This window comes from Streptomyces sp. NPDC107500, from assembly GCF_055582785.1.
In genome coordinates this window covers 355,161-367,660 of the sequence record NZ_JBVJPF010000006.1, presented here as the reverse complement: position 1 = coordinate 367,660, position 12,500 = coordinate 355,161, and the positions used below count along the sequence as shown (strand labels likewise).

Annotated in this window: 9 protein-coding genes; 2 read left to right on the top strand and 7 right to left on the bottom strand. The window is 70.1% G+C overall.

Annotated elements, in window-relative coordinates:
- Positions 1 to 16 precede the first annotated feature (16 nt).
- Complete coding sequence (locus ACZ67M_RS25255; RefSeq protein WP_392015399.1) at positions 17 to 859, bottom strand: MerR family transcriptional regulator; 843 nt, start codon at positions 857 to 859, stop codon at positions 17 to 19.
- 447 nt (positions 860 to 1,306) lie between these two features.
- On the opposite strand from ACZ67M_RS25255, the gene ACZ67M_RS25250 reads away from it, so the two are divergent.
- Positions 1,307 to 2,245: an NADP-dependent oxidoreductase gene (locus ACZ67M_RS25250; RefSeq protein ID WP_469852839.1), complete on the top strand. Its 939-nt coding sequence runs from the start codon at positions 1,307 to 1,309 to the stop codon at positions 2,243 to 2,245.
- 186 nt (positions 2,246 to 2,431) lie between these two features.
- Here ACZ67M_RS25250 and ACZ67M_RS25245 read toward each other — a convergent pair whose 3' ends face one another.
- The 6 genes from ACZ67M_RS25245 to ACZ67M_RS25220 form a co-directional block, all read right to left on the bottom strand.
- Positions 2,432 to 4,831, bottom strand: coding sequence for a ricin-type beta-trefoil lectin domain protein (locus ACZ67M_RS25245; protein WP_469852837.1), 2,400 nt, complete (start codon positions 4,829 to 4,831; stop codon positions 2,432 to 2,434).
- A 179-nt stretch (positions 4,832 to 5,010) separates the two neighbouring features.
- Positions 5,011 to 6,762 (bottom strand): ThuA domain-containing protein, encoded by a 1,752-nt coding sequence (locus ACZ67M_RS25240; protein ID WP_469852835.1) that lies wholly within the window; start codon positions 6,760 to 6,762, stop codon positions 5,011 to 5,013.
- 783 nt (positions 6,763 to 7,545) lie between these two features.
- Positions 7,546 to 9,297, bottom strand: coding sequence for an FUSC family protein (locus ACZ67M_RS25235; RefSeq protein WP_469852833.1), 1,752 nt, complete (start codon positions 9,295 to 9,297; stop codon positions 7,546 to 7,548).
- A 250-nt stretch (positions 9,298 to 9,547) separates the two neighbouring features.
- Positions 9,548 to 10,234 carry a hypothetical protein gene (locus tag ACZ67M_RS25230; protein WP_392237902.1) on the bottom strand — a complete coding sequence of 229 codons (687 nt, stop codon included), beginning with the start codon at positions 10,232 to 10,234 and terminating at the stop codon, positions 9,548 to 9,550.
- Between the two features lie 69 nt (positions 10,235 to 10,303).
- The gene (locus tag ACZ67M_RS25225) at positions 10,304 to 10,936 is read right to left on the bottom strand and encodes a DUF1345 domain-containing protein (protein ID WP_361355900.1); all 633 of its coding nucleotides are present in this window, start codon (positions 10,934 to 10,936) and stop codon (positions 10,304 to 10,306) included.
- 90 nt (positions 10,937 to 11,026) lie between these two features.
- Positions 11,027 to 11,485: a carboxymuconolactone decarboxylase family protein gene (locus ACZ67M_RS25220; protein ID WP_392015383.1), complete on the bottom strand. Its 459-nt coding sequence runs from the start codon at positions 11,483 to 11,485 to the stop codon at positions 11,027 to 11,029.
- Positions 11,486 to 11,572: 87 nt separating this feature from the next.
- Between ACZ67M_RS25220 and ACZ67M_RS25215 the strand changes: the two genes are divergently transcribed.
- Complete coding sequence (locus tag ACZ67M_RS25215; protein ID WP_469852831.1) at positions 11,573 to 12,448, top strand: sigma-70 family RNA polymerase sigma factor; 876 nt, start codon at positions 11,573 to 11,575, stop codon at positions 12,446 to 12,448.
- Positions 12,449 to 12,500 lie beyond the last annotated feature (52 nt).

Genomic DNA, 12,500 nt, shown 5'->3' with positions numbered 1-12,500 from the left:
GCTGACGCCCCAGCCGTCAGCTCCCTGTGGCGAGGTCCCCGTCGAGGAGCCGTGCCGTGAGTTCCATGCACCGCGTCCGGGCCGCGGAGAAGCCGTACGGCATCTTGGTCACCGCTTCGAAAGCACTCATCCCGGCCTCCTCCTCGCCGCTCGCCTCGGCGTCGTCCATCTCGAAGAGCTTCTCCTCGGCCACCTCCAGTCCGGCCGCCTCAATGGCCTGGAGCAGGGCCTTGTGGTGGGCGCAGTGCCGTGCGGCGAGTTCGTCGACCCGCGGGTCGTGCGGGTCGACGGTGTCATCGAGGGCTGCGTCGGCGGCGTCGAGGCGGTCGGCCTCGGCCCGCAGGCCGGGATGGGTCGCCAGGATGATGAACACGCCGGCCTGGATCGCGGCTCCCAGCGGCCCGAAGATCCGTTCCGTGACCAGCAGGGCGTCCAGGTCGGAGGGGCGCAGTGCGCCAGGGGGCAGGTGGCTGAGCCGGTCCGTGACCAACGGCGACAGCAGACCCAGGGGGCTGCCCACGGCCCGCAGGCGCTGGACCGCCGCGCGCTGACGCTTGATGGCCGCCTCCTGGGCGGCCAGGGTCTCCTCCAGCCGTTCCAGGACATCCTCGACGCCCCTGGCTTCGTCGAAAGCGGCCCGCATGTCGTCCAGGCTGATGCCGGCCTCGGACATCTTGCGGATCCACAGCAGGCGGATCATGTCGTCGTAGCCGTAGCGGCGGCGTCCGTCTCCGCCTCGTCCGGGCTCCGGCAGCAGACCGATCTGGTGGTAGTGGCGAATGGCGCGCGGGGTGGTTCCGGCGAAGGCGGCGGCATCGCCGATCTTGACCTCGCGGGGCGGCATGGCGGAGGGATACATCGCAGACAGGGCCTTTCGTGCTCTGGTGCCCTCGACGACACCACATGCCGCTACGGCATGTGCAAACTTGCCTGCCGGAACCGTCCGCCCACGACGCGGACCTGCGGACCGGACGACCGGACGTCCTGGGCCCCGCGACCGTCTTCAGCCTCCCCTCGCCGTGCACCTCACCTACGTGGCCGCGATCCGAGAACGAGCCGGCCGGCGTCAATGGCCCACCAGCACTGAGTGCAATTGGCCCAGAGGTCCGGGCCTCCTCGATCGTAGGCTGGAAATCCAAAGGGCTGGTCAGCCGTCGTTCGCCGGCTGAAAAGCGCTGGGGCGGGGGAGGACTCGGCCCCGGGTGTGTCGTGGCGCGGCGGTCGGCCTTCCGCGGGTGCGATGCCCGCGCCCACGAGACGCGACGCCCGCTTCCTGTACCTCTCCCACTCCGAGGTGGAACCCCTCATGCAAGCCATCACCGTCCAGGACCGCGATGCCGGTGTCAGCGGCCTGACCCTCTCCGAGCTGCCCCATCCGCATGCTGCCGAGAACGACGTGATCGTGAAGGTCCACGCCGCGGGATTCACCCCGGGCGAGCTGGACTGGCCCGGTACCTGGACCGACCGGGCCGGCCGTGACCGGACCCCGAGCGTGCCCGGCCACGAGCTGTCCGGCGTGGTCACCGCACTCGGCTACGGCACCACCGGCCTGACGGTCGGGCAGCGGGTGTTCGGTCTGACCGACTGGGCCCGCAACGGCACACTGGCCGAGTACACGGCGGTCGAGGCCCGTAACCTCGCCCCGCTCCCGGCCGATGTCGACCACGTCACGGCCGCCGCGCTGCCGATCTCCGGACTCACCTCCTATCAGGCCCTGTTCGACCACGCACACCTGAACACCGGCCAGACCGTGCTCATCCACGGTGCCGCGGGCGGCGTCGGCTCCATCGCCGTGCAGTTGGCGCGCGAGGCCGGCGCCCGAGTGATCGGCACCGGCCGGTCCGGTGCCCGCGACACCGCCCTCGGCCTGGGTGCGCACACGTTCGTCGACCTGGAGGCGGAGAAGCTGGAGGACATCGGGGAGGTGGACGTGGTCTTCGACGTGATCGGCGGTGAGATCCTCGAACGCTCCACCGCGCTGGTCCGTCCCGGCGGCACCCTGGTGACCATCGCCGAGCCGCCCACCGTCCACCCCCGCGACGGGCGTGCGGTCTTCTTCGTCGTCGAACCCGACCGGGCCCGTCTCGCCGACCTGGCACAGCGGCTGCGGGACGGGCGTCTCAAGCCGATCGTCGGCGCCGTCCGGCCGCTCGCCGAGGCTGTCTCCGCCTTCGCGCCGGACAAGCGGACCCCCGGAAAGACGATCATCCGCGTGCCGGGCCCGGAACGGGATGATCACAACTAGGCCGCGACCGGGGTATCGCCCCTCCGAGCCGGCCTCACCGTGCCGCAGCACGACCACGGCCTTCGCGCTGATCCACTCCGTGACGGAGCCCAGGATCAGACGAAGGCCGTGTTCACGTGCGCTGCTCCACGAAACGCCGATCAAGTGAAGGCCGCCGCGTTCAACGTCGGACGGTGAACCTCACGGTCAGGGCAGGGTCCACTTCTGGTTGGCGACGGTGAGGCAGGTCCACAGGTGGATCGGGGTTCCGTCGTTCCAGGTTCCGCCGGAGGCGTCGAGGCACTTGCCGGACTGCGGGTTGCGCATCGTGCCGTCGGCCTGCGGCTGCCAGGACTGCGCGCCGGAACCGTTGCAGGTCCAGAGCTGGACGCGGGTGCCGTCCGCGCTGCCGCCGTTGGAGACGTCGAGGCACTTGCCCAGTGCCGTCACCGTGCCGTCCCCGGGCAGCGTCCACCTCTGCGCGGCCGTGCCGTTGCACGTCCACAACTGGACCTTCGTGCCGTCGGCGGTCTGCGAGTTGTCGACGTCCAGGCACTTGCCGTTCACGCCCTTCACCTCACCCGTGCCGGAGATCGCGCCCGGCATCCTGTTGAGCGTGTACCACGCCTCGGTGCTCCACAGGGACTCGCCGCCCGCGGAACTGAAGGGACGCGGTGAGCGGACGTGGACCACCCGGTCGGCCTTGAGGCCGGGAATGGCCAGGGTGACCTTCCTGCCGTCGGCGGAGAGAGTGGCCGACTGGGCGGTGAGGGTCTCCTGGTCGACCTTGGGGCCGCCGTAGTCGGCGGTCGGGACGTAGCGCCACTGCTTGATCTTGTAGCGTCCGGCCAGGCCGGCCGCCGTCTCCTCGGAGAGGGGCTGGGTGTACTCCAGCTCGAAACCGCCGGGTACGGCGCGCATGGCGCGGATGTCGAAGGCGTCCGCGCCGTTCGGCGTCAGCTTCTGGAGGCCGTGGCTCAGTTTCCCCTCCTGGCCCCAGTTGCCGCCCGCGCCCAGGCCGCCCGCGTAGAGCGCTCCGTCCGGGCCGATGCTGATCCGTGTGACGCCTGCCTCCAGGCCCTGGGTGAGGCGGAAGACGGCACCCTGGTACTCACCGCCGACCTTCTCCAGATAGCCGCGCTGGACGCCGCCGTAGGTGACGTCGCCGAAGAGCATCTGCCCGGCGAACGGTCCCTCGGTCAACTGGAGTGGTGTGCTGGGCGAGTTGCCGATCTCGTTCTGCGGCAGCCACAGCACCGGCTGGGTCACCGGCTTGTTGTCGAAGGGGCCGTCCGGGTTGGTGTAGTGGTTGAAGAAGCGGTCCTGCTTGATGTGGACCAGCTTCGACGAAGGCAGCCAGCCGCCCTGGTTGTCGGTGACGAAGATCCCGCCCTCGGGGCCCCATCCGATGCCGTTGGGCGTCCGCAGCCCGCCGGCGACGTAGTCGACCTTCCCCGTCTCCTTGTTCACCTTGATGGTGGTGCCGCGGTTCTGGGCGGGCTGCGGATCGGTCGTCGCGCCGCCGTAGTTGATGGAGACGGAGAGGTTCAGGTAGAAGGAGCCGTCCTTGTAGAGCAGGCCGAAGGCGAACTCGTGGAAGTTGCCGCCGAAGGGCCAGGTCGCGACCCTGCGGTAGGAGTCGGTGACCTCGTCGCCGTTGGTGTCGTTCAGTTCGGTCAGCTCGTGCTTCTGGGAGACGTAGAGCTTTCCGTCGACGTACTTGATGCCCATCGGCTCCTTGAGACCCGAGGCCACCTTCTTCGCCGTCACCTTGTCCGGGCCCGTGTTCCCGGTGACGTTGTCCAGGAGATAGACCTCTCCGGTGGTGTTGTTGCTGCCGCCCCAGGTGGTGATGGCCAGCCGGCCGTCCGGCAGCCAGTCCATCGCGGAGACCTGCGGTTCGAATCCCGCGGGACGCAGGTCGGTGAGGGTGTAGTTCGGATGCACTCCCGTCAGGGGCAGACCGTCGCCCGGCGAGTCCGTGCCGCCCTCGCACTCCTTCTGGCCGGGCGCGGTCACCCGGACGACGTCGGCGTCCGTGCTGAGCGCGGAGTTCGGCACGACGGAGAAGCCGGAGGCGCCCGGGGGCTTCCAGGCCAGGGTCAGCTGCTGGCCCCCGTCGCGCTCGAAGTGCTCGATGCGCAGTGAGTGGTACCCGGCCGTCAGCTGCGCGGTGCCGTCCTTCGGCTCCGGACCGTGCAGGCCGTCGTGATCGACGACCAGTTGGTTGTCGATCCAGAGGCGGGAACCGTCGTCGCTCGTGAGGCGGAAGGCGTAGCTGCCCGCGCCCGGGGCGTTGAGGTTGCCGAGCGCGTGCGTGACGAAGCCGCTTTCCAGGCCGAAGTCGTCGACCGAGGACCAGTCGATCACCGGCATCAGCTTGTCGATGTTGGGCGTCTGGCCGGCCTTGAGGGTGCAGATCCCGCTCAACGGGGTCTGCACGTCGAAGACGCGCATGGTGACGCCCGGTTCCTGCGGGGGCGGATCGGCGGCGGCCGCGTCCTGCGCCGGAGCGGGAGACGACGACAGTCCGACGGCCAGCAGGGAGGCGACGAGCGCGCCGGCCAGGCGTCTGCCCAGGCGGTGGGGGTGCGGGCGTGGATACACGTGACCTCCTGACGGTCCCCCGGAGCGGAGGGACTCGGTCGGATGGGTGGGAGATCCACCGCGGCCGGGACGCGCCGTCGTCCCGGACTCGGCAGGGTGCGGACGGGGACTGGAACCGCCCCCGCGTCGGGCTCGGTGAGGTGTCTCGGGAAGGTGCGGTCTCCGTCAGGCCCGGTTCCTCAGGGCAGGGTCCACTTCTGGTTGGCGCCGGTGTGGCAGGTCCACAGGTGGACCGGGGTTCCGTCGTTCCAGGTTCCGCCGGAGGCGTCGAGGCACTTGCCGGACTGCGGGTTGCGCATCGTGCCGTCGGCCTGCGGCTGCCATGACTGCGCGCCCGTGCCGTTGCAGGTCCAGAGCTGGACGCGGGTGCCGTCCGCGCTGCCGCCGTTGGAGACGTCGAGGCACTTGCCGAGTGCCTTCACCGTGCCGTCTCCCTGCACCGTCCACTTCTGCGCGGCCGTTCCGTTGCACGTCCACAACTGGACCTTCGTGCCGTCGGCGGTCTGCGAGTTGTCGACGTCCAGGCACTTGCCGTTCACGCCCTTCACCTCGCCCGCGGACGGACCGGCGTTCACGACCTTGGCCCGGATGTTGCGGAACGACACCGTGTCACCGTCACCGTGGTTCTGGATGCCGACGTGTCCCTGGCGGAGGCTGCGGGCGGGGTCGGTGTTGGTGAAGTCGTTTATCTTGCGGCCGTTGAGGAAGATCTCCAGCCGTTCGCCGGTGACGCGGAGTTCGTAGGTGTTCCACTCTCCGGGTGGGTTGAGCGCGGCGTCCCGAGCGGCGATGTCCGCCGCCCGGAACCCGTACACGGAGCCCGTGGTGCGGTCCGGGGAGTCGGTGGCGTCGATCTGGATCTCGTAGCCGTTGTTGACCGCGGACCAGGGGTCGTTGGAGGCGGGGAAGCCGAGGAAGACACCGGAGTTGGAGTCGTCGTCCATCCTCCAGTCCAGTTTCACGGAGTAGTCACCGGTGAACTCCCTGGCGGTGTACCACATCATGCCGAGGCCGCCGTGCGACGTCAGGGAGTCGTCGGCGAGCGTGAAACCGCCGGGACCCGCCTGGCTCCAGCCGCTGGTGCCGGAGCCGTCGAAGAGGCTGGTGTAGCCGGTCTCCGGACGGCAGTCCGACTCGGTCATACCGGCCGCCCAACGGACACCGCCCAGCAGGTGGCGGCGGAACTCGGCCTGTCCGTAGGACTCGTCGGTGTGGCCGCCACCGGTGTAGAAGGCACGGCCGCCTTCGTACTCCTTGCACCAGGCGATCGGATGGTCGCCCGACATGGAGCCGCCGGAGTAGCTCGACTCGTCCAGCGAGGCCAGGACGCGGGCGGAGGCACGCGGGTTGGTGCGGTAGTTGTACCACTCGTCGGTGCGCTGCCAGGCCCGGCCTAGATGGGCGGTGGCGTCGTGGGCCCGGTCCTCGACCCGGACGGTGGCGGACTGGACGGCGGGATGGGACTGGAAGAGGGCGCCCGCCAGACCCTCGTAGAACGGCCAGTCGTACTCGGTGTCCGCCGCCGCGTGCACGCCGACGTAGCCGCCGCCGTTGTTGATGTACTGCTCGAAGGCGGTCTGCTGGGCGTCGTTCAGCACGTCACCCGTGGTCGAGAGGAAGACCACCGCCTCGTAGGGGGCCAGTCCGGCGGTCGTGAAGGCGCCCGCGTCCTCGGTGGCGTCGACGGAGAAGTTGTTGGCCGTTCCCAGTTCGCGCAGGGCCGCCAGTCCGTCGTCGATCGATGAGTGGCGGAATCCGGCCGTCTTGGAGAAGACCAGGACCTCGTAGTGGGGGTCGGCGGCGGCCTGCGCCGCCTGAGCGGTGGGCGCCGACGGCGGGGACGGTCTCTCGGGCGCCGCCGCGGCGTATGGCGTGGCACTCAGCGCTGCCGCCGCGATCAGGGCCAGGGTACCGATCAGTTTCCGGTGCAAGACGGCGTCATCTCCTTCATCGAGAGGGGACGGACTGCGGAGTTGCGCAGTGCGGGAGGGGGTGCCGACGGAAGGCGTGTCGGACACCGCTCTCCTCGCACCGCGCGCGAGGGCGGTGCGGGGCTCAGCGGGCATGCTGGGGCGCGTCGCCGGGGATTCCGGACGAGGTGGTGGGGGAGTCGCCCCGGCGAAGCTCACATCGCGGAGATCGGGTCCGGGACGGGCCCGGATTTTCCGTCCGTCAGACCGCGAAGTCAGGGCATGCTGTGCCTCGACGGGGGATGCCCGACGTGGCAGTGTGCGTCGACGCCGTCGGCCAGAGGCGATCGCTGTGCCGGCGGTGGGTGCCGCCGAGGCCGGGAAGGAGCGTTGAACGGGCCGTCGACGGCAGGTGGGAGCGCCGACGGCCTGGGGTTCTGCTTCCTAACGGTCGTTTCGTGCGCACAGGTGTCTCCCGAAGCTGTGAGGGGTTGAGGCATGCATGCCCGTCAGATGGCATGTGTGGGGAGTACTGGCGCGCGCCGTCGCGCCGATGTGCGGCTGTCCGCGGGTCATGACATGGCCGCAACAATGAAGCTAGCGGTCATCGGGTGACTGCGTAAGACCTTCAGCGCGAAACACGGCTACTTTTCCCTTGATCGGGACAAAGGGTCCCCAAGGGCGTTCGAGCGCCCCGCTGCCCCATCTCGTCCCACGCTCGTCGCCCCCGCATGGACCCGTTCAGCCTTCAGGTCGGCCCGAACCCGGACGTTCCCCGATCGGTCACTGAGTAGCGAAGGGACATCACGGCCGGGGCCGGCTGTGCAGCTTCGCCAGCAGGTCGTACGCGTTCTCCTCGGCGGCGGCGACCTCGGCGGGGTCCAGTCCGGCGGGCCACAGTTCTCCGGCAGCCGCGTCGTCCGCTTCGCGCAGCTCGACCACGGCCGCGGCGAGCTCCGCCTGGACGGTCGGTGGCGGACTCGACGCCGCTCTGAGCGCCGACTCGGCTCGTTGGGCAGACCTCCGGCAGGCGGCGAGGGCACGTTCGGTCCGCAGGGCGGCGTGGTCGTGGACGACCAGCATCGCGCAGAGCAGGCCGACGACGATCCCCAGGAGGCTGCCCAGCAGCCGGTGGTGGACCAGCTCGCCGGCCGGTGCTGGTTCGGCGAGATCGCTGAGCAGGAGCGCGATGGGGGTGATGAACACGACCCCCAGGCCGTAGTTGCGCACCACGATGTACTCCAGCAGGAACTCCAGCACCACGATGACCAGGACGAGCGCCACGGAAGTGGGATGCGTGGCCAGGAGGGCGAGGGCGAGCAGTACGCCGAGGACCGTTCCGACGGTGCGCTGCGCTGCTCGCTGGGCGGTGGTCCTCAGATTGACGGAGTGCAGTACGGCGGCCGCCGAGATGGCCGCCCAGTATCCGTGCCGCAGGTCGAGGAGCACGGCCAGCCCGCCGGCCGCCGCGGTGCCCAGGGCCATCCGCAGCGCGGGAACGGCAAGGACGGCGCGATGATCCGGAATGCCGAGGCGCCGCAGGCCCAACAGCTCGGCCGCACGCCGCGCGACGGGATCGACCGGCGGTGTCTGGCCGGGGATCGCCGCCGGCCTCCCCAGGCCTCGGTCTGGCGGCGCCGAGGGCCTCGAAGACCCGGCGCGCCCGGAAGGCTCCGGAGGCCACGGCAGCTCGGGCAGCAGCAGGGGAGGCCGACGCCGTCGGTCCGTCAGAAGGCGAGCCTGCCGACGCAGGAGGACTGCGGTGCCGTCAGGGTCGGCGAGCCCATGGCGTGCCGAGCCGACCAGCAATGACCAGGACAGGTGGCTGAGCCCCACGACGGCGGAGGTGTGGTTCTGCCGCAGCGGTTCCGTGGCCGGTACGAGCCCGAGTGAGCGGTAGGCGTTGAGCACGGCGTCGGTCGCCACGTGCCGAGCCCGCCCCGCGGCAGCCCCGGACGGCGCGACCAGCAGGTCGGCCACGGCCCGCAGAGCCGTGGCCACGGCCAGACGCTGCGGGCGGTCGGGGTGGATGAGCCGGCCTGACATGCCGAGGGCCCAGGCCGCCACGGCTCCCGCGGCGGCCAGGCCCGTCCGGGGGAGGACATCGGCCCAGGGCGACGGGTCGTTGGCTGCCACGGCGAACGAGAACAGCAGCATGACCGCCCCCAGCCCGCTCAGCTGTGTCGCGTCACAGGCCAGCTTCGCCAACCCGGCGACGACCGCGGTCGCCACAACCACGACCGCGGCGCCGGCCCCTCCCTCCCACGGCCGGGTCCAGACGCCCAGGACCGAACCGCAGCCCACGCACGCCGTCATGGCCACGGCGACCAAGGCGAGCGCGTGAGCGCGCCGCGCGTACGGCAGGTTGCGGCCGAACGTGGTCGTGAAGCCGCCCAGCATGGCGTACACCGCGAGGTCGGGATGGCCCGTCAGGGTGAGGGGCAGGGCAAGCCAGCCCAGGGCCAGTGCCGAGCGTGCCGCGAAGAGAAGGGCACCGTCCGCGGTGTGCAGGGCGAAGACACCGTGGGGGGCGAGTGCGCGGACCGCGTCGGCCATGAAGCGCCCGATGCCGTGCCGGGAAATCGTCCGAAGGACGCGACGAGGGGAGAGCATGCGAGGCGGGTCACCCGACCTGGTCGTGCGGCAGCCGAGTGCGACGGACACCTCGATGTCCGACGATCGCGCCGGACCCACTCGGCGCGGATCGGATGGACAGGGGCACCTTGACCTCGGGGGAGGGATGAATGGTTCTTCGCATGTCGAACAACGCGGGTCGGGTGGTGGGGGAGGGACGAGGAGCTTGGACTCAGCCTTCGGCGGCCGCCTCCTGGAGGTCCCGGTGAGAGTGGTCCATCACCTCAGACAGGTCGTCCAGCGCGGGATCGAGTTCCTCCGCACGCGGCGCCACCCGCCGCAGGCAGTCGGTCGTCGCCAGCGCCAGATCGACCGCCTTCCCCTGCCGACCGTCGCTCAGCAACTCCTCGATGGTGAAGGAGAGACCGGCCAACGTGTCGTCGTTGGTCTGCGGCACCAGGTAGCCCTGGAGACCCGCCGGGTACGGCTCCCGCTCCCGGTACTCGCGCAGCGCGGTGACGACGGCAGGGTTCTCGCTGTACTGGTCGAGGAGTCCCATCAGGACGTACAGCCGTGCCACCAACCGCGGCAGACCTGGGTACTCGTCCAGCCAGGCGATGAGCTTGCGCTGACCGCCGAGGTCCTCGACGAACCGGGACATGGCTTCGGCGAGGGTGTTCGGCTGCGACCAGTGAGCCGGCAGCTGCCGTGCCACTTGCTGCGCCAGTTCCTGCTGACCGGCCGGGGAGAGTGTCCCGGCCCCGAAAGCAGTGATCAGCTTCTGATCCACGCCGAAACCGGCAGGCGCCGATCTGCCCTCAACGGCACGCGAAACGTCACGTCGGACGCGCAGCAGTTCATCGCCGATCTTGCCGAACGGCTTCTCCCTCATGGAGCCCTCCAGGTCCAGAGCGTGCATCCAACATCCTGGCTCCCGGCTCGGCCGGACGCGCGCCGGCGGCGACCATGTGGGGAAACCCGACCACGGTCAGCCCGTGACAAGTCCGGCAACGAGGTTGATGGCGGTCGCCAGAATGCTGGTGCCGAAAATGTAGGACAGCAGGCAATGACGCAGAACGATCACGCGAATCGCTCCGCTGGAGACGTTGGTGTCGGACACCTGATAGGTCATGCCGAGGTTGTAGCTGAAATACAGAAAGTCCCGGTACGACGGTGGGGCGTCGGAATTGAAGTCGATTCCGCCGTGCGCCGCGTAGTACACGTAGGCGTAGCGGGTCGCGTACATCAGGTGCACGGTGGCCCAGGCCATGAAGACGCCGCAGAGAGCGACAGCGGCACCGGCGCGTCCGGCGTCGGACGTGCCCAGGAGCAGCAGGAGCACGATGGCCACCAGGCCGCACAGGGCGACCGCCACTACGACGAGTTCGTCCGTGTGCGGCCGGAAATCCTCTCGTCCGGCATTGCGGCGTGTGGCGGATGCGTCCATCGACCACAGCGTGATCCAGCCGGCGAGCGTGAAGACCAGTTCCGTCGCCGCGATCCCGGCCAGAGCTCCCAGGACGACACCGGTTGCCACCGCCACCGCGACACCCACCACGGCTCCGACCGCGAGAGCGCCGGACAGCCTCGGCACGGCGTCGACGGGCAGCCAGGTCCTCATGGCATCACCGTAGCGATGCTCGTCCGGTTGGTCCCGATAGTCTGCTGTATCCGTGTATCCGAGGTCGCTGACGTGCGAGGCGTGCCGGGCTCAGCCCCAGGTCTGGCCGGCCGGCTCCTTGATGGTGCGGTTGATCCTGTTGAAGAAGTTCGTCAGTGCGATCTCCAGGTTGATCGCGCCGATCTGCTCCTCGGTGAAGTGGGCGCCGGCCTCTTCCCAGATCTCGTCGGTGACTCCCTCCGCACCGTCCTGCAACCGGGTGGCGGCCTCGGCCAGCGCCAGTGCCGCACGCTCCGCATCGGTGTAGAACGGCGCCTCCCGCCACGCCACCACGCTGTGCAGCCGCTCGTCGCTCTCACCGGCCTTCTTCCCGCCGGCGACACTGGCGAAGACGCACGCCGAGCAGCTGTTGATCTGGCTGACGCGCAGGTGGACCAGCGCGAGCAGCTTCGGGTCGACGCCCCCGGCGGCGATCGCCTTGTGCAGGTGCCCGATCGCCTTCCACACGTCGGGGTTGTCGCTGTTCTTGTTCTTCAGTCGGTTCTGCATGGCAGGGTGCTCTCCTTGGTCGGGGTTACCTTGCGGGGCTGGTGCCCGTCACCCCTATGACGGAGCAGCTACCAGGGAGGTAACACCATGTCCGGCGCCCATCCCGCCGATCCGATCGCCGAGGCCTTCGAGGCGCACCGCGCCCGGCTCACGGCCGTCGCATACCGCGTACTCGGCTCGCACGCCGACGCGGACGACGCGGTCCAGGAGGCGTGGCTGCGGCTGTCCCGCCAGGACGCCGACGGCATCGACAATCTCGGCGGCTGGCTGACCACCGTGGTCGGCCGCATCAGCCTCGATCTCCTCCGCTCCGGCCGCACGCGCCCGACGGTGCCCCTCGACGACCGGCTGCCCGAAGCCGCCGTGACGCTCGACGACGGTTCGACTCCGGAAGAGCTCGTGGCACTGGGCGACTCGGTGGGCCTGGCGCTGCTGACGGTCCTGGACTCGCTGCGCCCCGACGAGCGCCTCGCGTTCGTGCTGCACGACGTGTTCGCCGTACCCCACGGGGAGATCGGCACCATCCTCGGCAGGTCGGCCGACGCGACCAAGATGCTCACCAGTCGCGCCCGCCGCAAGGTGCGGGCCGCCCGGCGGTCGGCGAGCGACCGGCGGCAGCGACGCGAGGTGGTCGGGGCGTTCCTGGCCGCGGCCCGTGAGGGCAGGTTCGAGCGGCTGCTGGAACTTCTCCATCCCGAGGTGGAGTTCACCGTGCACGCGCCGGGCGGACGGTTCGTCACGATCGGAGCCACCGAGGTCGCCGGCCGTGCCCGAGTGGCAGGCGGCGCGGCACACGGACATGCCGTGACCGTCAACGGGCGACCCGGCGTCATCGCCTGGAACGAGGACGGCATCCCGCTGTCCCTGCTCACGTTCACCGTCGCCGACGGCCGCATCACCGAGATCACCGCCGTCGTCGACCCGGCCGAACTCGCGTTGATGGACTTGCCGGACCTGGTGTGACCGTCTGTCCACCGGCAATGGCAGACACGGTCCTGGTAACGATGTGCACCGG